The sequence below is a fragment of the Streptomyces incanus genome (assembly GCF_042656345.1).
Taxonomy (GTDB): Bacteria; Actinomycetota; Actinomycetes; order Streptomycetales; family Streptomycetaceae; genus Streptomyces; species Streptomyces incanus.
Genome location: NZ_JBHSPC010000086.1, coordinates 55499 through 74705 on the forward strand (window position 1 = coordinate 55499; position 19207 = coordinate 74705).

General features: G+C 70.7%; 19 protein-coding genes and 1 tRNA gene. 9 read left to right on the forward strand and 11 right to left on the reverse strand.

Annotated elements, in window-relative coordinates; genetic code table 11:
- Position 1: 1 nt before the first annotated feature.
- From ACFP2V_RS26330 to ACFP2V_RS26350, 5 genes are all read right to left on the reverse strand, one after another.
- The gene (locus ACFP2V_RS26330) at positions 2–2104 is read right to left on the reverse strand and encodes a copper resistance CopC/CopD family protein (RefSeq protein WP_381217430.1); all 2103 of its coding nucleotides are present in this window, start codon (positions 2102–2104) and stop codon (positions 2–4) included.
- Between the two features lie 13 nt (positions 2105–2117).
- Positions 2118–2561, reverse strand: coding sequence for a copper chaperone PCu(A)C (locus tag ACFP2V_RS26335; protein ID WP_381217496.1), 444 nt, complete (start codon positions 2559–2561; stop codon positions 2118–2120).
- 125 nt (positions 2562–2686) lie between these two features.
- Positions 2687–3337, reverse strand: a complete 651-nt coding sequence (locus tag ACFP2V_RS26340; RefSeq protein ID WP_381217433.1) for an SCO family protein — start codon at positions 3335–3337, stop codon at positions 2687–2689.
- Between the two features lie 94 nt (positions 3338–3431).
- Entirely contained in the window at positions 3432–4190 is a 759-nt protein-coding gene (locus ACFP2V_RS26345) for a YcnI family copper-binding membrane protein (protein ID WP_381217436.1), read from the reverse strand.
- Between the two features lie 251 nt (positions 4191–4441).
- Positions 4442–5320: a hypothetical protein gene (locus tag ACFP2V_RS26350; protein ID WP_381217439.1), complete on the reverse strand. Its 879-nt coding sequence runs from the start codon at positions 5318–5320 to the stop codon at positions 4442–4444.
- A 220-nt stretch (positions 5321–5540) separates the two neighbouring features.
- Here ACFP2V_RS26350 and ACFP2V_RS26355 point away from each other — a divergent pair, with 220 nt between their 5' ends.
- Positions 5541–6005 (forward strand): ATP-binding protein, encoded by a 465-nt coding sequence (locus ACFP2V_RS26355; RefSeq protein WP_381217442.1) that lies wholly within the window; start codon positions 5541–5543, stop codon positions 6003–6005.
- A 195-nt stretch (positions 6006–6200) separates the two neighbouring features.
- Here ACFP2V_RS26355 and ACFP2V_RS26360 read toward each other — a convergent pair whose 3' ends face one another.
- Positions 6201–7721, reverse strand: a complete 1521-nt coding sequence (locus ACFP2V_RS26360) for an aminopeptidase P family protein (RefSeq protein ID WP_381217444.1) — start codon at positions 7719–7721, stop codon at positions 6201–6203.
- Between the two features lie 275 nt (positions 7722–7996).
- The gene (locus tag ACFP2V_RS26365; RefSeq protein ID WP_381217447.1) at positions 7997–9547 is read right to left on the reverse strand and encodes a PP2C family protein-serine/threonine phosphatase; all 1551 of its coding nucleotides are present in this window, start codon (positions 9545–9547) and stop codon (positions 7997–7999) included.
- A 530-nt stretch (positions 9548–10077) separates the two neighbouring features.
- Here ACFP2V_RS26365 and ACFP2V_RS26370 point away from each other — a divergent pair.
- On the forward strand, positions 10078–10743 hold the full coding sequence (locus ACFP2V_RS26370; protein ID WP_381217450.1) for a bifunctional DNA primase/polymerase: 666 nt from the start codon (positions 10078–10080) through the stop codon (positions 10741–10743).
- A 465-nt stretch (positions 10744–11208) separates the two neighbouring features.
- Here the strand turns inward: ACFP2V_RS26370 and ACFP2V_RS26375 are convergent, their stop codons facing one another.
- From ACFP2V_RS26375 to ACFP2V_RS26385, 3 genes are all read right to left on the reverse strand, one after another.
- Positions 11209–12174: a DUF5926 family protein gene (locus tag ACFP2V_RS26375; protein WP_381217453.1), complete on the reverse strand. Its 966-nt coding sequence runs from the start codon at positions 12172–12174 to the stop codon at positions 11209–11211.
- 208 nt (positions 12175–12382) lie between these two features.
- Complete coding sequence (locus ACFP2V_RS26380; protein ID WP_381217456.1) at positions 12383–12934, reverse strand: ATP-binding protein; 552 nt, start codon at positions 12932–12934, stop codon at positions 12383–12385.
- A gap of 242 nt (positions 12935–13176) precedes the next feature.
- Complete coding sequence (locus tag ACFP2V_RS26385) at positions 13177–14004, reverse strand: glycerophosphodiester phosphodiesterase (RefSeq protein ID WP_381217459.1); 828 nt, start codon at positions 14002–14004, stop codon at positions 13177–13179.
- A 309-nt stretch (positions 14005–14313) separates the two neighbouring features.
- Here ACFP2V_RS26385 and ACFP2V_RS26390 point away from each other — a divergent pair, with 309 nt between their 5' ends.
- On the forward strand, positions 14314–15924 hold the full coding sequence (locus ACFP2V_RS26390) for a S1C family serine protease (RefSeq protein ID WP_381217462.1): 1611 nt from the start codon (positions 14314–14316) through the stop codon (positions 15922–15924).
- 65 nt (positions 15925–15989) lie between these two features.
- Positions 15990–16076: transfer RNA gene (locus ACFP2V_RS26395), tRNA-Ser, on the forward strand.
- 192 nt (positions 16077–16268) lie between these two features.
- On the opposite strand, the gene ACFP2V_RS26400 is transcribed toward ACFP2V_RS26395, so the two are convergent.
- The gene (locus ACFP2V_RS26400) at positions 16269–17024 is read right to left on the reverse strand and encodes a GntR family transcriptional regulator (RefSeq protein ID WP_381217466.1); all 756 of its coding nucleotides are present in this window, start codon (positions 17022–17024) and stop codon (positions 16269–16271) included.
- 79 nt (positions 17025–17103) lie between these two features.
- Here ACFP2V_RS26400 and ACFP2V_RS26405 point away from each other — a divergent pair, with 79 nt between their 5' ends.
- The 5 genes from ACFP2V_RS26405 (at position 17104) to ACFP2V_RS26425 (ending at position 19102) form a co-directional block, all read left to right on the forward strand.
- Positions 17104–17382, forward strand: coding sequence for a hypothetical protein (locus ACFP2V_RS26405; RefSeq protein WP_381217468.1), 279 nt, complete (start codon positions 17104–17106; stop codon positions 17380–17382).
- A gap of 12 nt (positions 17383–17394) precedes the next feature.
- On the forward strand, positions 17395–17691 hold the full coding sequence (locus tag ACFP2V_RS26410) for a hypothetical protein (RefSeq protein WP_381217471.1): 297 nt from the start codon (positions 17395–17397) through the stop codon (positions 17689–17691).
- A 199-nt stretch (positions 17692–17890) separates the two neighbouring features.
- On the forward strand, positions 17891–18160 hold the full coding sequence (locus ACFP2V_RS26415) for a hypothetical protein (RefSeq protein ID WP_381217474.1): 270 nt from the start codon (positions 17891–17893) through the stop codon (positions 18158–18160).
- The gene (locus ACFP2V_RS26420; protein WP_381217476.1) at positions 18129–18860 is read left to right on the forward strand and encodes a GntR family transcriptional regulator; all 732 of its coding nucleotides are present in this window, start codon (positions 18129–18131) and stop codon (positions 18858–18860) included. The genes ACFP2V_RS26415 and ACFP2V_RS26420 overlap by 32 nt, the downstream gene beginning before the upstream one ends.
- Positions 18857–19102 carry a hypothetical protein gene (locus ACFP2V_RS26425; RefSeq protein WP_381217479.1) on the forward strand — a complete coding sequence of 82 codons (246 nt, stop codon included), beginning with the start codon at positions 18857–18859 and terminating at the stop codon, positions 19100–19102. The genes ACFP2V_RS26420 and ACFP2V_RS26425 overlap by 4 nt, the downstream gene beginning before the upstream one ends.
- Positions 19103–19207 lie beyond the last annotated feature (105 nt).

The window sequence follows — 19207 nt, forward strand, 5'->3', positions numbered from 1 at the left end:
TTCAGCCGATCTGTGCGTTCTTGGAGACGGTCACCTGATCGATGTCGGAGGTCCGCACGGTCACCTCGACGGTCCAGTCGCCCGCCATGGGGATCTGCACTCCGCTCGCCGTCCAGTGTCCGGTGGCGATGCGGTCGGGGACGACGGGCAGCGGCCCGATGTCCTTCACGGAAAGGGTGAGGGCGATCTTGATCTCGGGGACGTCGAAGGCCTTGCCGTCGGTCCGCTCCGCATAGACGTGCATGTCGTTGCCACCCACGCGCGCGGGGTCCAGGTCGATGGTGACGACGCCCTTGCTGTCCTTGCCGCCGGTGTCGAACGGCATGTTCAGGGTCACCGCGCCGGTTCCCTGGGTGGACGAGGACGAGGGCGACGACGGGGCCGAGGACGACGGGGCGGCCGTCTCGGCCTCCTGCTCCGTACGCCCCGGTTCGGTCTGTGTCAGCACGGTGGTGATCGCGAGCAGGACGACGGCGATACCGGCCTCGGCGAGCACGGAGCGACGCAGCCCGAAGCGGTTCGGGTCGGAGTCCCGCAGTCGCTTCTGCCGGGCGGTCGCCACGGCGGCCCGCTGCCGGGCGAGCTGCGCGGCCCGCGCGGAGTCCCCGCCGGCCTTCGCCCCGGCCCCCGACTTCTCCGATCGGACCTCGGCAGGCCGCGTGTCGGCCGCGGGCCTCTCCCGTTCGGTGTCGGTGTCGGTGTCGGTGTCGGTGTCGGCCGAGGCTGCGGAGGCGGCCGCGGCCTTCTCCGTACCGGCCTTGGCCTTCCCGGTACCGGTGGCCCCGGCACCTTCCTGTCCTGTCCCACCCCTGGCGGCCGACGCCGCCGCCACGGTTTCCTCCTGCTCCTCCCGGAGCGTCACCGGCGCACCGGGCTCCGCCAGTCGGGCCGTCCACCTCCGGGAGGCGTACGCGATCCCGACCATGACCACTACGAGCCCGATCTTGCCGAGCAGCAACTGCCCGTACCGGGTGTCGGTGAACGCCGACCAGGAGCCGAGCTGCCGCCAGCTCTGGTAGATCCCGGTGACGACCAGCGCGACCACACTGCCGAACGCGAGCCGCGAGAACCGCTGGACGGCGGCCGTGTCGACCGCGGTGTCGGCGGGTGCGCGGTAGAGCGCGACGAGCAGGGCGGTGAGCCCGCCGAGCCAGGCGGCGACGGCCAGCAGGTGGACGACGTCGACCGGCATCGCGATGCCCGGCTGGAGTCCCTGGGAGGCGTGCTCGGACATGGCCCAGCTCGCGGCGAGCCCGGCCGCCACGACCGTTCCTCCGATGGCGAGCCCGAAGGACAGGTCCCGCTTCTCCTCGTCGTTCCGCTGATACTGGGCGGCGCCGAAGAGCACCGCGATGAACAGCGCCGCCGCGGCGAGCAGCAGCAGCCGTGACACGAGCGCCGCGCCGGTCTTGGTCTGCAGCACCTCGCTGAGCAGCGTCAGGTCGAAGATGTCGCCGACCTTCCCGGAGCTCGTGTAGGAACCGCGCAGGAGCAGCAGTGCGAGGGTGGCCGCGGTGAGCGCGAGCCACCCGGAGACGACCAGCCGCTGCACCGCCCGTACCCCGGAGCCGCGCCGCCAGCAGGCGAGCACGAAGGCGGCCCCGCCGACCATGACCACGAACCCGGCGTACGACAGGTACCGTCCGGTGCCGTACAGCGAGCCGACCAGCCCGTCGTCGGAGGCCTGGACGGAGGCTTCGACGGAGGTCTCCGAGGGGGCCCCGACGGAGAAGGTGAAGGCGCCGGCGACGGGATGGCTGTCCGCGGACACCACCTGGTAGGTGACGGTGTAGGTGCCGTCGGGCAACCCGCCGAACAGCTGCACGGTGTATGTGGTGCCGCTCGCGGCGGCCGGGTCGCCCTTGTCGACCCGCTCGCCCTTGGGATCGAGGACACGCAGGGCGTCGTCGCTCACCGCGACCGGTTCGGAGAAGGTGAGCGAGACCTGGGCGGGGGCCTCGTCGACCACCGTCCCCTGCCGGGGATCGCTGCCGGTCAGCGCGGCGTGCGCGGAGGCGGGAGCGGCCCCGGCGAGGAGCGCGCCGGTGACGGCCAGGAACAGCAGCACCAGGATCCGGACGCGGGGGGCGATGGTCTGGGTCACAGGGGTTTCTCCCTCAGTGTCCGTGCTTCGGGGTGTAGGTGGCCGGCTTCACCGGAATCTCGACCGTGACGGGGTCGGAATGGGTGAAACGCAGCTCGACGGAAACCTTCTGACCCTGCTTCGGCCGCCGTGTCAGCTGCTCGAACATCAGATGATTGCCGCCGCTCTCGAGCACGAGGCTGCCGTGGGCCGGGATGTCGAGCGCGTCGACCTCCTGCATGGCCCCGTCGACGGTCTCGTGCACGGTGACGCGGTTGGCGGCGTCGCTGCTGACCGAGGTCAGCCGGTCGGCCGCGCCGCCCTTGTTGCTGATGACGAGAAAGCCGGCCGCCATGTCCGAGACCGGCTGCGGCATGTACGCGGAGCCGACGGACAGGTCCGCCTCGCCGCCCGATCCCGAACTGTCCGAGTCCGAGCCGCCGCAGCCGGCGAGGGTCAGCACCCCGGCGACGGCCACCGCCGCGAAGGCGTGCGGCCTCCCAAAGGGCTGCTTCCCGGTGGGTCGCTTCCCGGTGAGCCGCCTCCCCGCGAGAGGTTTCGCCTCGGACCGCCTCACCGCATGAGGCTTCCCCGCAAGCCGTCTCACGGGTTCTCACCCTTGATGATCATGGGGAGGTCCGCGGTGTAGTCCTCGACGGTGGCGTCCTCGCCGTAGAGGAGATAGCCGCCGTCGGTCTTCGGGGAGAAGGCGATGACCTGGGTGCCGTGGGCGGAGACGACCTGGCCCTTGTCGTCCTTGCGCGGCGCGTTGATCGAGATGCCGAGGGTGCGGGCGCCGGCCTGGATCGTGTCGAAGTCGCCGGTCAGGCCGACGACCTGGGAGTCGATGCCCTTGAGCCACTTGCCGAGCGCGGCGGAAGTGTCCCGCTCGGGGTCGGTGGTGACGAACACGACCCGCAGCTCGTCCTGCTGGTCCTGGGGCAGCTGCTTCTTGGCCACCGCGAGGTTGTTCATGGTCAGCGGGCAGACGTCGGGGCAGTGCGTGTAGCCGAAGTAGACCAGCGTGGGCTTGCCGGCGGTCTCCGCGCGGAAGTCGTACTCCTTGCCCTGGGTGTCGGTGAGGACGAGGTCCGGCTTCTCGAACGGCTTGTCGAGGACCGTGGCGGCCTTCTCCGCGCCGGCCTCCTCGGAGACCACGGCGATGGGCTTGCCGCTGTCGCCGCTGCCGCAGGCGGAGAGGGTCAGGGTGGCGACGGCGAGCAGGGCCGCTGCCACGAAAGTCTTCTTGCGCATGGTGTGGTGTCCAGAATGTAGGTGCTCCGGCGCGCACCGGGGCTCCACGGGGCCGTGGGCGGCCCCGGTGCGCGCCGTTTGAACAGAGGGAGGCTCAGGCGTCGGCGCGCCGACGCCCGGCGAGTACGCCGTAGGCGACACCCGCGGCACCGACCACGATGCCGATGATGCCCAGGACCCGGGCGGTGGTGTCCGTGCCGCCCGCGTCCTCGGAGTCGGCCGCCGCGGTGGTCTCCGCGGAGGCGTTCTCGGTGTTCTCGTCGGACTTGGCGTCGTCGGCCTTGTCGTTCGACGCGCCGTGCGAGTGACCGTCGGCGGAGGCCTCGGCCAGGGCGAGCACGGGGGCCGGGAAGTCGGGCTCCTCCTGGCCCTCCTGCGGCACCTCGATCCAGCGGACGACCTCCTTGTTGGAGTACGTCTGCAGCGCCTTGAAGACCAGTTCGTCGGCGTCCTCGGGCAGTGTGCCGACGGACACCGGGAACTTCTGGAAGAAGCCGGGTTCGATGCCGTCGCCGTCGGCGGTCCAGGTGACCTTGCTGACGGCCTCGTCGATCTTCTTGCCGTGCATCTCCAGCGGCTTGTCCAGCTTGGACTTGGTGACCTTGACGTCCCAGCCGTCGATCGGCTGTGGCATCACGGAGGCCAGCGGGTGGTCGGTCGGGAAGGTCACCTCGAGCTTGGTCGTCGACGCGTCGTCGCGCTCGTTGGGGACCTTGAAGTTCACGACCGCGTAACCGCCCTTGGCCGCCTGGCCCTCGGGCTGCACGCTGACGTGCGCGAAGGCGGGGGCGGACAGGGTGAGGACGGCGACACCGGCGACGGCGCCGACGGCGGCGATACGAGAAGCCTTCATGGCAGAAGCACTCCGCTTCAGTTGGTTTTCACTGACGGTCAGGGACGTGCGTACGGTGCGTGCGTCTCCGCCCGTCGGTGGCGACCGGGCCACGGACGGCTTGTCGTACGAGGAGAGTACGAGCGGAGCGAGCCAGAAGTACGCGGGAAGCGCGCAGGGAAAGCGGGCGCACACGCGCGTGCCGTGCCGCACGCGGGCGCACCCTCTCCCGGCCGGAGGTCCGGCGGTGGCGGAGTGGCGGCCCGGGCGCGTCAGGCGGCGAGGGCGAGTGCGGTACCGGCCGGGGGCGGACCCCGGCGGATCACCGTGTGCTGGAGTGCGGTGGTACGGGGCGTGGACGGCACCGCCGGTACGGTGCGCAACCGGCCCGGGGCCACCTGCGGAGCCCCCGGGAGACCCGCGCGCAGGGCGAGCACCAGGGCGAGTGCCGCGCGAAGAGACCGGACGAGGGCGCCCTCGGCGACGCCGTGCGCGGACAGTTCGGTGAGCCGCAGCAGAGCCAGGTCACCGCGGCGCAGCAGCCAGCCGGTGGCGAGCGCCCCGAGGACGTGCACGAGCAGCATCGGCAGGGACGGCAGCAGCGGCATCGACGAGGCCGCGGCCGAGGGGTCCGCGGCGAGGGTCAGGACGCCGTCCTGAACATGCCCTCCATGGATGCCGCCGGCCGTGCTCTCCGCATCGGCGGTGTCCGGGTGGATCCGGGCGTCGATGAGGACGCGCTGCGCCTGCGCGGGGCTGATGGCCGCCGTGCCCGCACCGCACAGCAGCCGGGCCGCCCGCTCGATCAGCGAGGCGTCGGACATGGCTGCGGACACGGACTCGGACGACGAGGCGTTCGCGGTGGTCGCGGCGCCGTGCTGGCCGAGGCCGAACGTGGTGTGCAGCACCGTCTGGCAGACCGCCAGCAGGGTGGCGATGCCCGGAAGGGACCGCGCACGTCCGGCGAGTGGTGCCGCGACCACGAAGGCCCCGAGGAATCCGACGCCGAGCGTCCACAGCGGAAGGGCGGCGCGGGAGGCGAGTGTATGGCCTGCCCCGGCCAGCACGACACAGACCGCGGCGAACACCGCGGCCCGCAGCATCCGGAGCCCGTGTCCGGAGCGCACCGTGTGCGGATGGGGGGCAGTCATGGCGGGCTCATCATCGCACTGGGCCTCCGGCCGCCGTACGGCAGGTCCGCAAGGAGAGCTACGACCGGAAGATCGCTTATGTGGCGAGGTGTCCTACATACACCGGTCGGCTCCGCGGCGCACCCGCCATATGGGGGTTATCACGTCAGCGGGACGCTTACAAGCGTGTACGCAGGGCAATAGGTAACGGTATGTCGAGCCGCGGCCAGGAGGCTGGAGCATGAGCATCTGGTGGTCACTCCATCTGCGCCGTGATGCCGCGAGCGTGCCGCTCGCGCGTCGCCTTCTGCTCGGCGCGATGGAGACCGCGGGCGTCGACCCCGATATCTCCTACGACCTCTCCGTCGCCCTCACCGAAGCCTGTGCGAACGCCGTCGAGCACGGCGGGGGCGCCGCCTGGGGAGGATTCTCGGAGGCGTATCGGGTGACCGCCTACCTCGAGGGCGAGAAGTGCCGTATCGAGGTCGCCGACGCGGGCCCCGGCTTTCCCGCCGTGGCCGACGGCCGCGCCCACCCGCCGGCCCGCCCCGCGCCGTACGACGCGGAACACGGCCGCGGCCTCTGTCTCATCCAGGAGCTCGCCGACCACGTCCACATCGGCAACAAGCCCGATCGGGGCGGCGCCGTGGTGAGCTTCGACAAGATTCTCAAATGGCGGAAGGGCGCGCCGCTGATGGCGGTGTGACCTCACCGCAGGAACGAGAATCCGCGGGCGCGCGGAAGCACACCCGATCGCACCGAACCGAATCGCACCGAACCCGATCACGGTGCACCTGATCAGGTGCATCTGATCAGGGTGCGGCCGGGCACCCCGCGCGGGTGGCCGGCCGCAGTACGCGCATCAGCCCATCGAGCGGTTCATCAGCCCCTCGATCGGCGATCAGCCCTTGAGGGCCGCCATCCATGCCTCGACCTCGTCCGACCGCCTGGGCAGCGCGGCGGAAAGGTTCCGGTTGCCGTCCTCGGTCACCAGGATGTCGTCCTCGATGCGGACACCGATGCCCCGGTACTCCTCGGGGACGGTCAGGTCGTCGGCCTGGAAGTACAGGCCCGGTTCGACCGTGAGCACCATGCCCGGCTCCAGGGTGCCGTCGACGTACGTCTCGGTACGGGCGACCGCGCAGTCGTGGACGTCCAGGCCGAGCATGTGGCCGGTGCCGTGCAGTGTCCAGCGGCGCTGCAGACCCAGCTCCAGCACTCGCTCCACCGGGCCCTCGAGCAGACCCCACTCGACGAGCCGCTCGGCCAGGACCCGCTGGGCGGCGTCGTGGAAGTCCCGGTACTTGGCGCCGGGCTTCACCGCCGCGATACCGGCCTCCTGGGCGTCGTACACGGCGTCGTAGATCTTCTTCTGCAGCGTGCCGTACGTGCCGTCGATCGGCAGCGTACGGGTGACATCCGCCGTGTAGTACGTGTGCGTCTCGACACCGGCGTCGAGCAGCAGGAGGTCGCCGGAGCGGACCGGGCCGTCGTTGCGCACCCAGTGCAGGGTGGTGGCGTGCGGGCCGGCGGCGCAGATGGAGCCGTAGCCGACGTCGTTGCCCTCGACCCGTGCGCGCAGGAAGAACGTGCCCTCGATATAGCGCTCGCTGGTGGCCTCGGCCTTGTCGAGGACCTTCACGACGTCCTCGAAGCCGCGCACGGTGGAGTCGACGGCCTTCTGCAGCTCGCCGATCTCGAAGGCGTCCTTGACCAGCCGTGCCTCGGAGAGGAAGACGCGCAGCTCCTCGTCGCGCTCGGCGGTGACCTTGTCGGTCAGGGCCGTCTCGATACCGGCGTCGTGCCCCCGCACGACGCGCACCGGGCCGGTGGCCTCGCGCAGGGCACCGGCCAGCTCGCGTACGTCGGCGGCGGGGATGCCGTACCGCTTCTCGGCCTCGGTGAGGGAGTGGCGGCGACCGACCCACAGCTCGCCCTGGCCGTCCAGCCAGAACTCGCCGTTCTCGCGGTTCGAGCGGGGCAGGAGGTAGATCGTCTCCTGGTGGCCGTTGGCCGTCGGCTCCAGGACGAGGACGCCGTCCTCGGTCTGGTTGCCGGTGAGGTAGGTGTACTCGACCGACGCGCGGAAGGCGTACTCGGTGTCGTTGGACCGCGTCTTCAGGTTGCCCGCAGGGACGACCAGACGCTCACCCGGGAAGCGCGCGGACAGTGCGGCGCGGCGGGCGGCGGTCTCCGCGGCCTGGGGGATCGGCTCAAGGCCGCGCAGTTCGGTGTCGGCCCAGCCGCTCTTCATGTTCTCGGCCAGCTCGTCGGACACGCCGGGGTAGAGGCCGTTCTTGCGCTGCTTGACGGGCTCTTCCTCACCGGTCTCCGGGCCCACCGCGGCTTCCGGACCTTCCGGGCCTGGCCTGTCGGCGGCCTCGTCGAACGCGGTCGGGAGCTCTTCTGCCACAGCGGTCATCCTCCTCGGTAAGGCTCTGGACCTCCCCCAGGGTGTCGGTTTCGTCCGGGCCGGGGGACCTCTTCCATCGTACGGTTACCGACGAAACGGTCACTGGGGGGAAGGGCCTGTTACCGAAGGTGCGCGGAGGGCGACGGGAGCGGGCACAGGAACGGGCGCCGCACGGGCACAGGACCGGGAACCGAGCCGGTCGCGAACCGACGCCGCGAACCAGTACGGCGAACCGGCATCTTCCCGCCTGTCCGGCACCGCCTCCTCTGCCCCGCCCGGGGCGGTTACTCGAACCGCGCGGCCAGCAGGACGACGTCCTCCGTGGAGTCCGTCGTCTCCGTACCCTCGGGCAGCACGGTGCGCAGGATGTGGTCGGCGATCGCTCCGGGGTCGCGCCGCAGCGCCTGGGGCACCCCGGCGGCAGCCGCGTGCAGCCGCGCGAAGGCGCGGTCGGTGGGGTCGCCGGTACGGTGCAGCAACCCGTCGGTGTAGAGCAGAACTGTCTCTCCCGGTTCCGCTTGGACCTCCAGGCTCGGCGCCTCCCAGCAGGCGAGCATGCCCAGGGGGGCCGAGACCGACGTTTCCACGAACTCCGTGCGGTGCTCGCCGAGCAGCAGCGGCGGACTGTGCCCGGCACCGGCCAGCGTGATCCTGCGCAGCGAGGGTTCGCAGTAGCCGAACAGCGCGGTGGCCGACCGGGCCGGTTCGGTGAGCCTCAGGAGCAGCTCCAGATCGGACAGGACGGCGACCGGGTCCTCTCCCTCCATCACGGCGTACGCGCGCAGGGACGCCCGCAGCCGCCCCATCGCGGCGACCGCGCTCGGCCCGGCCCCGGTGACGGACCCCACGGCGAGACCGAGGGCGGCGTCCGGCAGCGGCAGCGCGTCGTACCAGTCGCCGCCGCCGTACGGGGAGGTGCGGCGCCGGGCGGCGAGCTGGACGCCGGGGATCCGGGGCAGGCGTGAGGGGAGGAGTTCCTCGGACAGGGTGGCCATGGACGTACGCGTGCGCTCGAGTTCCAGGAGGCGGGCGAGATGCTCGGCGGCGTACCGGGCGTAGAGGCCGATGAGGTGTCGCTGGCGTTCCGACGGCTCGGCGGGTTCGTCGTAGAGCCACACCGCGGCGCCCAGGCGCAGTGCCGCCTCCGCTGCCTGCGTGGTGTCCGTGTCGGACGCGGCCTCGGGGGTGAGGGGCAGCGTGTAGCTCGCGGCATAGCCGAGCCGGGCGGCGACCTCGCGGTGCCGGGGGTCGAGCCCTTTCTCGGCGAGCAGGTCGGGTACGGCGATGCCGTCGGCGGTGCCGGGCAGTCCGTCGAGGATCCTGCCGTACGGCACCGCGCTGCGCGGGATCGTCTCGATGTGGCCGAGATCGGCGTGGGCCAGGCCAAGACCGATCATGGTGTCCGGGCCGCGACCGTCGGAGGGTTCCAGGACGACGAGACCGCGCCGGGCGCCCACCAGGGCGGCGCCGGCGCGCAGCAATTCCTGGAGCCCCTCGTCGAGGGAGCTCGTGCGGGCCAGGTGTTCGGTCAGCTCATGGAGGGTCGTGAGGTCGGAGACCCATCCCGCGAGTCGGTCCTGCAGAAACGCGCCCGGTGCGTTCGGGGGGTTTGCCGGGGCGGCCGGGGAGGTACCCGTAGCAACGGACGCGACAGTGTGTGCGGGGGCTGGAACCGTTGAATCGATTCCAGCCACTTTCGGAGGGTGCGGGGCGTTCATGGCGTCCGGCTTTCCTGCCGGTACGGACTGCTCAAAAGCATCGCAAACCCCCATGTCATCCTGCGTCGCCAGCAGTGTCTCCACATGTACACGTTCTCGTGAGGAGATGTCCAGCATTGTCCTGCTGGGATTCCTGGTGTCCGTGGGTCCGGAGGGAGTCCGAAGGGAACTCGATCCCACCCTCTTGCCGAAAATGAAACTTGGCTTGAAACTGCCTCAGGGGGAGGCTGATTGCGGTCGACTGGGCTCGCTCGACGGAGCGTCACAGCGGTCGTGATGGGTACGTACTCGGAGAAGGCCAGGGGTGGTTGGGAATCACCCGGGAACCTGGCGGCGGACCCGGGCGTCTTAACCACCGACGACCGTGCCCCATCCTCCCGTGGCGGAGGCGGAGAGAAACACGCGCGACGGTAAACGCCAGACTTCGCCACCCCCACGCCACCCCCGTGCTTCAGATCGACGCGCAGTATGGGTGGTACGGCCGCGGAGGCAGTCCTTGCTCGGCCCACAGGGGCTCCCCTTGCCCGGTGCAGGGGTGTGATGCGCCAACAGGTACGCACAGTAGGTACGCACAGTGCAGTGATCGACTCATGTTGTGATGTGGACCACGGTGTTGCCAGGCGTGCAACGGAAAGGAACGAGCGCTCATGCGCGAGATCCTCGGAAGGCGACGCAGGCTCCTGTCCCGGCGAGGCGACAGTGGGCCCCAGCTGATCGAAGCGGCCCTGACCTTCGCCTCGGACTGGCAGTGGCCGCTCCTCCCGGGTGTGGCGACGGACCCGCAGGGCGGGTCCCGCTGCGGCTGCCCGAACCCCGGATGCACAGTGCCGGGCGCCCATCCCTTCGACCCCGGGCTCCTCGCCGCCACCACCGACGCGCGCATGGTGCGCTGGTGGTGGGGAAATCGGCCCACGGCGCCCGTCATCCTGGCCACTGGGGGCAGGGCGCCCTGCGCTGTCTCCCTGCCCGCCGTGCCGGCTGCCCGGGCCCTGGGCGCCCTCGACCGGCTCGGCATGCGGCTCGGCCCGGTCGTCGCCTCGGCGGACCGCTGGTCGATCCTGGTCAAGCCGTACTCCCTGGAGCAGCTGGGCGAGCTGCTGTACGCCAAGGACTTCGTCCCCGGCTCCCTCCGCTTTCACGGCGAGGGCGGCTACCTCGCCCTGCCCCCGTCCACCACCGGCCTGGGCGATGTCCGCTGGGAGCGCGCGCCGCTGCCCGGCTCGGCCTCGCCCTGGGTGCCCGATGTCGAGGCCGTGGTGGACGCCGTGGTCGAGGCCCTCACCCGTGCGGGTGTGAGCGCGCCCGAGATGTAGCGGCTGCCGAGCCGCGCGGCGTCCGGCGCTTCCTGTCGCCGCGCGGTATCTGGCGGCTTCACCGTCTCCATGGTTCCCACGGCCTCCACCTGAGCCTCGGTGGGGCGGCTTCGAGCGGTACTGCACGCCGGTTACGCAGACGTGGAGTTCGGGAACCGGGCCGGACGCGGGTCGCTGTCGTGCTGCGTTCCGGGAGCAGCCGGCCGGGGAAACGGTGGTCGACATGCGACCGCGTTCTGTGAAGAAGAGTGGTCACACAAAGACCCGGTTGCTGGCGACGGGGGATGCACCAGCAACCGGGCTACTGGAACGGTAACAAGAGATCGGCTGTTAGCAAATTCGATCTCAGCTTTTCCGGTCATCGACTGGCTTGTCTTCACCGGGAGTTGTGAATGAAGCCGGTCATGCGGGCCGGGCGGTCGTACTGACCGGGCAGTCAGCACGACCGGGGAGCGTGCCCGTGCCTCAGTTGAGGGTGACCTGACGGTTGGTCAGGCCCCCGCGCGCGCGGCGCTCGTCGGCGGTGAGCGGGGCGTCGGTGGCCAGGGCCGAGGCGAGGCGCTCGGCGAACTCGGCCGCCGGCTTCTCCACGTCCTCGGCGCCGACTCCGCTGGGCAGGTCCCAGACCGGGACGGTGAGTCCGTGAGCGCGGAAGGAGCCCACGAGACGGGTCCCCTCACCGAGGGAGGAGCGGCCCGCCGCGTGCAGTCGTGCCAAGGCGTCCAGAAGCTGCTCCTCGGGGTGCGGCATGACCCACCGCAGATGGTTCTTCTCGGGTGTCTCGCACCAGTACGCGGAGTCCACGCCCGAGAGCTTGACGGTCGGGATGGCCGCCGCGTTGGCCCGTTCCAGAGAGGCGGTCACGTCCGGGGTGGCGTTCTCCGGGTCGGGGACCCAGAACTCGAAGCCGCTGTGCACCACCGGCTCGAACGCGCCCTCGGGGTCGAGGAGATCCTGCAGCCGGGGCCCGTCGGCCGGAGCGCGGCGGGCCTGCACCGGGGTGCCCGGATCGGCGATGAGCGCGCGCTGGAGGGTGTCGGCGAGGTCGCGGCTGATGTCGCCGGACGACGTGTCGTTCTGCAGGCCGAGGAGGACCGAGCCGTCGTCACGGCGCAGCGCGGGCCAGGCCATTGGCAGCACGGTGGCCAGGGTGACCGACGGGACGCCGTCGGGCAGGCCGTCCTTGAGGGGCAGCTCGACGGTGGCCGCCGGCACCAGTTCGCGCAGCGCCACCCAGTCGCACTCGCCCGGCAGCCCTTCGAACGGGCGGTGCACCAGTTCGGTCGCGGCGTGCGCGGCGGTGCGGCCGTGGCAGGCCTTGTAGCGGCGACCGCTGCCGCAGGGGCAGGGCTCGCGGGCGCCGACGACCGGGATCTCTCCGTCCGTGAGCTGCGGGCGCTTGGCCTTGGTCTGAGGGCGCTTCTTGGCCATCGTGGGTGTCTCCCGGTTACGGCTCGTCTCGTACGGGCGGAGCCTAGTCGTTCACGACGTGGCTGACGGGACCCTATGGACAACGCGCGAGCCGTACGGGACCGGGTCCGTGCGAGGCCGACCGTGAGACGGCTGTGAGGCGGCCGACCGTGGCCGACGGTGGATGACCGCGCGGAGTGGTCGTGGGGATCGCCGCGCGCGTGCGTCGTCAGTCGAGGTGGTCGAAGGCGTCCACGAACTCCGGGCCGGACATTCCGGACACCGTGGGGGCTGTCACCCGCGCGGCGAAGTCGTCGCGCCGGTGCCCGGCGTCCGGGTCGTGCACGTCGCCATGGACGACGGCCCACACCGTGACCTCGCCCGGTACCTCGTCGCGTACGCCCCAGTCGTCGGCCAGCGCCGTGATGATGTTCAGCCCTCGGCCGCCGTGCGCGGTGACCGACGGGGTCGCCGGTGCCGGTCGGGTCGGGCCTCCGCCATCCGTGACCTCCACGACCAGCCGGCCGCAGGGATCCACCCGCCAGGCCGCGCGGACGTCGCCGTCCCCGGCCGGGGCGTCGCCCAAGGGTCTGCCGTGTTTGCACGCGTTGCTCAGCAGTTCGGAAAGGATCAGTACGGCATCGTCGATGACCGTGTCCGCCACGCCGTCGTCGCGCAACTGCAGGCACATACGACGCCTCGCTTTCCCCACGCCCGCAGGGCCATGGGGTACGGCCATGCTCGACGACGTGGGCACCTCCTGTGCCACCACCAACGCCACCCCCGAGACCTCCTTCGCCCCACGCCACGGTGTGAATGCCCCATGGGTCTGAACCGGAAACCGGCCAGTCCGTGTGCGGTGAAGCACTCGAAACAATCGAGCACGCATCGAATGCGCCGGAGCACTCTCCGTGATCGAGTGGCTGGATTTAGTCGATGTGGCCGAGATGTGAGGATGGGGTGAGAGGGGGTCCGTGGTCAAGAGTCCTGCGCGGACGGCATGGCCGATCCGCCCTGTGTCGCTCAGCGGCCGAGCTGGTCGAGCACCGCGCGGGGGCGATTGGTGATGATGGCGTCGACCCCGAGAGCGACACAGGCGTCCACGTCCTGGGAGGCGTTCACGGTCCATACGTGTACCTGGTGGCCGGACTGCTTCAGGCGCTCGATGTACGCGGGGTGGCTGCGGACGATCCGGATCGAGGGGCCCGCGATCGGCACCCCTTCCGGCAGCCGCCCGTCGCGCAGGCGGGGCGAGGCGAACTGCATGAGGTGGACCGTCGGCAGGGTGGGCGAGGCGGCATGCACACGATGCAGTGACCGCGCGGAGAAGCTCATCACGCGTACCGGGGACTCCTCGGGGGCGCCGGGTGCGTCCAGGCCGAACCTCTTCAGCAGGAGCAGCAGCCGCTCCTCCACCTGCCCTGCCCACCGCGTGGGGTGCTTGGTCTCGATCGCCAGCTCCACCCGGCGGTCGGCGTCGGCGACGAGCTCCAGCAGCCGCTCCAGGGTGAGGACGGAGGTCGCCTCCCGGTCCTCCGGCCCGTACTCCCAGTCAGGCTCCTCGCCCCGTCCTCCGAGCGGGTCACGGGTCTTCCAGGAGCCGAAGTCCAGGGTGGACAGATCGGAGAGCTCCAGCGCCGACACCGCGCCGCGACCGTTGGACGTACGGTTGACGCGGCGGTCATGAACGCAGACGAGATGACCGTCCGCGGTCAGGCGTACATCGCATTCGAGCGCGTCCGCACCGTCTTCGATCGCCTTGCGGTACGCGGCCAGGGTGTGCTCGGGGGCGTCCTCGGAGGCTCCGCGGTGGGCGACGACTTGGGTCGGGTGCTGGCGTGCATGGGTCACTGCGTCATGGTGCCATCGCGTGGGGGTACCTGTGCGATCGCGTGGGTGTCGATGGCGTGGACGGTGCTGAGGTCTGATCGGAGGCATGGGATTGGTGCACCCTTAGTGATTAATGCCCTATATAAGGAAGGGTCTCGCACCCACAGGAACGGCTTACGGTGCCCTGACGGCCCATGAGAAAAACTGACGTCGTACAAAGAGACATGCACAGCTGAAGCGCGCCGGACTCGTCGACATGCGTGATCGAGTGTGAATGAGCGTGACCGAGTGCGACCTGGAACAACAGCCGTGGATCGAGGAGAGAGAGCTGTGAGCACCGAGAACGAGGGCACAAGCGAGGGCGCATCGGTACCCCCGGCCCCGTCCGTACCGCCCACGCCGGTGGACGCTCCCGCTGCTCAGGCACCCCCGGAGCGCCCGGCTCCGGACGGGGGCAGTTCGACGACCCCGCTGCCCCCGGTACCGCCGAACGCGCCCGGTACGGCACAGGGCCACGGTTCGTCGCAGTACCCGGGATACGGGGACGGTGGCGACCGCGGCGGATACGGCGAGCCGGCCGGACACGCCGCCCAGGCCGCCCACGCGGGCCATGCGGGCCAGGGAGGCTACGGCGCCCAGAACCAGCCCCCCGTCGGCCCTCCGCAGGGAATCCCGGTGGGAGCCCCCGCGGGAGCCTCCTCCCCGCCCGACGCCTCCTGGCCCCCGCCCCCGGCGCCGGGCACCCCGTCGTACGACGGCGGCGGCGCCGGTGATGGCGCGGCCGGATGGGGCTCCTCGTACCAGGAGCCGGCGCCGAAGAAGGGCGGCAGGCGTGGCCGCCTGGTCGCCACGGTCCTGTTGGCCGCGCTGGTCGCGGGCGGCCTGGGCGGTGGCCTCGGCTACACGCTGGCCAAGAACAACGACGACGGCAACGGCTCGACGACCGTCTCGTCGTCCACCAGCGGCGGCAACGTCAAGCGCGACCCGGGCACGGTCGCGGCGGTGGCGGCCAAGGCGCTGCCGAGCACCGTCACCATCGAGGCGGAGAGCCGCAGCGGCGAGGGCGGCACCGGCACCGGATTCGTGTTCGACACCCAGGGGCACATCGTCACCAACAACCACGTGGTGGCGGATGCCGTGGACGGCGGCAAGGTCGCGGCGACCTTCCCGGACGGCAAGAAGTACGACGCCGAGGTGGTCGGTCACGCCCAGGGCTACGACGTCGCGGTCATCAAGCTGAAGAGCGCCCCCTCGAACCTGAAGCCCCTCACGCTGGGCGACTCCGACAAGGTCGCCGTCGGCGACTCGACGATCGCCATCGGCGCCCCGTTCGGCCTGTCCAACACGGTGACGACCGGCATCATCAGCGCGAAGAACCGCCCGGTGGCCTCCAGCGACGGCACCGGCAGTCAGGCCTCGTACATGAGCGCCCTGCAGACCGACGCCTCGATCAACCCGGGCAACTCCGGTGGACCGCTGTTGGACGCCCAGGGCAACGTCATCGGCATCAACTCCGCCATCCAGTCCACCGGCAACGGCGGCTTCGGCACCGGCCAGTCCGGTTCCATCGGCCTGGGCTTCGCCATTCCGATCAACCAGGCCAAGTACGTCGCCCAGGAACTGATCAAGACGGGCAAGCCGGTGTACGCCAAGATCGGCGCGTCGGTCTCCCTGGAGGAAGGCACGGGCGGAGCGAAGATCACCGATCAGGGTGCCGGCGGCTCCGAGTCGGTCGACCCCGGCGGCCCCGCCGACCAGGCCGGCCTGCGGCCCGGTGACGTCATCACCAAGCTCGACGACCGCGTCATCGACTCCGGCCCGACCCTGATCGGCGAGATCTGGACCCACAAGCCGGGCGACAAGGTCACCCTCACCTACGAACGCGGCGGCAAGGAGCAGACCACGGAACTCACCCTGGGCTCCCGCGTCGGCGACAGCTGACCCCACCCCGCCCGCACCGACCCGTTACCCTTGTCCCCGCGCCGCCGATCACCCGGCGAGCGTGAGGAGGTGTGCCCGAGCGGCCTAAGGGAACGGTCTTGAAAACCGTCGTGGCAGCGATGTCACCGTGGGTTCAAATCCCACCGCCTCCGCTCTGAGAGCAGTGCAAACGGCCCCTGACCTGGCAAGTCGGTCGGGGGCCGTTTGCATGCCCGGACTCCGTGGCTGCCCGGTGTTCCCCGTGGTTTCCCGCTCGATCGGGCACGGAAGGGGCACGGAGAGGGCACGCGCGGACGACGGCATGCGGGCATGGGCAACGGGCGCCGAAGTCGGCCGACTACCGGCTATCGACTGATCGGAATCTCGTAGACGATCTCGCAGAGAGCGGCGGGCACCACGATGTCCGCGGTCTCCACGGGCCGCCCCTGGTCGCTGTAGTAGGTCCGCCGGATGTGCGTGACGAGTGAGCCCTTCTGGATGCCCAGGAGCGACGCCTCCTCGGCGGTGGCCTGCCGCGGCTCCGGTTGCTCCACGGCGTGGCTGACGGCGATGCCGATCGCGGCCATGCGGTTCACGACGCCCGCCCCGGCGTGCGGCCCTCCCTCGGGGAGGACGACGAGGGTGCCGGCGGTGAGGTCGTACGGTTCCCAGCTCGTCGACACCTGCACCGGCCTGCCGTCGGCCAGGAACTCGTACGCGGTGCGGACGCACAGCTCTCCCTCGGCGATGCCGAGACGCGCCGCGATCTCCGCCGGTGCCGGGACCTTGGCGTCGGTCCGGCTCTCCCAGTCGCCCTGCCTGCCCACGGCCTTCATGTCCGCGCGGAACGGGGAGCCGTCGGGCTGCTCGCGTGCCGACGAGCGGACCACCCGGACGCGCTTTCGGGGCTCGGCGACGTAGGTGCCGGAACCGGCGCGGCCCTCCAACACACCTTGGGAGATCAGCAGTTCCTGCGCGCGGCGGACCACGTTGTCGCCCACGCCGCACTCCTGGGCGATCTGGGCGCGGGAGGGGAGCCGGTCCCCGGGCGTCCACTCGTGCTCCGCGATCCGCCGTCGTAGTTCGTCGGCGAGGCGGAGATAGGGCGGCTGCTCAGGCATATGGAAAATCTAGTCCACTAGCTCTAATCTAGTTAACTAGCTTCACCCAAAGTGATCGCTGGTGACCGGAGGATGCCCTGTGCCCGCTTCAGAGGTGAGCGCGGAGGCCATCGCCGCCCGGTTATCGGCCGTCGGGCTCGCCACCCGTGTGGAGGAGCGCGACGACTGCACGGCCATCGAGGCGGAGGTGCCGGAACCCCTCTCCGCCGAGTCATGGCGGGAGGTCCTGGAAGCGGTGGCGGAGGCCGACCGATTCGGCCTCCTCGCCACCAGTTCGAACGACCGCACTCTCTGGGCGGTCGTACGCAAAACGGTCCCCGCGACGGGCGATGTCGGGGGACCGGACCATCAGCGATAGGAGCTGAACAGCGTGTTCAATCGTATCCGCCGTACCCTCTCGCGCATCAGCGCGCGGCACCTCCACAAGGGCCGGCACCGCCGCCCCGCACCGCCCGCCCGGCCGTTGGCCGCATCGCCCGTGCTCGCCCATGGCGCACCGCCGTTCCTGAGCCACGGCCGACACCACACCGGCGTGCTCATGGGCGAGGAGACCGCGCTCGTCCGCCCGTACGTGCTGGCCAGCGAGGCACGCGCGCGGCACCGCTCGACGGCCGCGCCCTGCCCTCCCTTCGCCGGTCCCTGGTTCGTTGCGGCGGGTGACCGCTGATGCCGCCTCGCCAACAGCCCCACACCCCACGGGCGGGAGCCGACTCCTACCGGTCGAGCTCCTGCCGGATCGGTACGCACCACGCCTGCGCGGAGTCGTCCCCGGTCACCGCACCAGTTGACGTACCGGTGATCTACGAGTCCTGCGACTGCTCGTGCCACACGATCGTCAACCGCGAAGTATCGACGGAGGCGGCGCGGTGAGGGGAGGAACACTCAGCGGCGCGGTGCTCTCCCCCGTCGAGATCACCACGGCCAGCGTGCAGCGCGGGGACGTCATCCACGTCGGGGGCCGGCAGTGCCGGGTGACCGACATCTTCCAACTGCCCGGCGGAGCAAAACGACTTGTCTTCGACTCGGGCGAGTTGCTGACCATGCACATGAGGACCCGGCTCATCGCCCTGCGGCTCCTGAGAGTGCGAGGCGGTGATCCATCCCATGCCCTCGCGTCGCGACGCTATCGCCGATGACCTCCGCGACCAGATCGCCACGGGTCGGCTCAAGCCCGGCGAACGCCTTCCCGCTGAGTCCCACCTCGCCGCGCAATACAGGGTCAGCACGCCAACGCTCCGAAGCGCTCTCGCCGTGCTCCAAGTGGAAGGCCTCGTCGAGAAGGCCCACGGCAAGGGGAACTTCGTTCGTCGTCCGCTCCGCAGAATCACGTACGTCGGAGGAGGCCGAACCCCCGACGGACAGACCGCCGCTGACACCGCTCTGAGCGTCACCGTCCACACCACCCGGATCCGGGCCCATGGGCATCTGTCGACCCTGCTGAAGGTGTCGGCCAGTAGCCCGCTGACCGAGTTCCTCTGTCTCAGTCACGAGGGCGAGAGACCGCACAGCCTGGCCCGCATCTACGTCCCCGGCGACCTGGCGCCGGCCGCTGTGCTCTGTGAACCGCTCCCGTACCAGGGGGTGACGACGCGACTGACGCAGCTCCACCCGCCGCTGGCTGAAGTGCGGGAGAGGGTCAGCGTCCGACTCCCGACGCCGGAGGAGGCATCCACCCTTCGGATCAGCTCTGCCCTGGCGGTCCTCGCCATCACACGCCAGATGGCCGACACCGCCGGCCGCGTGGTCGAGGCCGCGCTCCTGGTGCTGCCGGGGGACCGCGCCGACGCGGTCTTCACCACTCACTACGTGACCGACGAGAAGGAGACGGAAGAGTGACGATGTCACACGAGCTGCGGCTCCTCCCATGGACGGGGCCCGACGGCAAGCCCTGCTTCCTCAGCACCGATGACAACAACGGCTACTTGTCCCGCCTGGCTGACAACCTCGAATCGGTACAACTCGGCATGGCGACCGAACTTCTGGACCAGGCGCTGGACATGCTCGCCGACGCCGATACAGAGTCGGACGACCTGCGACTCCTGACGAAGAACCTGACGGGAGCCATGAGAGTGCGGTAAGTGATGGTCTAGCTAATTTCGCACCACTTCGTCCCAGTGGGTAGCGGGCCCCTGACCTCGGCTGTCGAGCCAAACCGGGGAGCCGGAGCCGTGCGCTCGGTCAGG

Coding starts and splice junctions, on each gene's coding strand:
- ACFP2V_RS26340 (WP_381217433.1), bottom strand. CDS start 3,337: ATGCGCAAGAAGACTTTCGTGGCAGCGGCCCTGCTCGCCGTCGCCACC.
- ACFP2V_RS26345 (WP_381217436.1), bottom strand. CDS start 4,190: ATGAAGGCTTCTCGTATCGCCGCCGTCGGCGCCGTCGCCGGTGTCGCC.
- ACFP2V_RS26350 (WP_381217439.1), bottom strand. CDS start 5,320: ATGACTGCCCCCCATCCGCACACGGTGCGCTCCGGACACGGGCTCCGG.
- ACFP2V_RS26355 (WP_381217442.1), top strand. CDS start 5,541: ATGAGCATCTGGTGGTCACTCCATCTGCGCCGTGATGCCGCGAGCGTG.
- ACFP2V_RS26360 (WP_381217444.1), bottom strand. CDS start 7,721: ATGACCGCTGTGGCAGAAGAGCTCCCGACCGCGTTCGACGAGGCCGCC.
- ACFP2V_RS26365 (WP_381217447.1), bottom strand. CDS start 9,547: ATGCTGGACATCTCCTCACGAGAACGTGTACATGTGGAGACACTGCTG.
- ACFP2V_RS26370 (WP_381217450.1), top strand. CDS start 10,078: ATGCGCGAGATCCTCGGAAGGCGACGCAGGCTCCTGTCCCGGCGAGGC.
- ACFP2V_RS26375 (WP_381217453.1), bottom strand. CDS start 12,174: ATGGCCAAGAAGCGCCCTCAGACCAAGGCCAAGCGCCCGCAGCTCACG.
- ACFP2V_RS26400 (WP_381217466.1), bottom strand. CDS start 17,024: ATGCCTGAGCAGCCGCCCTATCTCCGCCTCGCCGACGAACTACGACGG.
- ACFP2V_RS26420 (WP_381217476.1), top strand. CDS start 18,129: ATGCCCTCGCGTCGCGACGCTATCGCCGATGACCTCCGCGACCAGATC.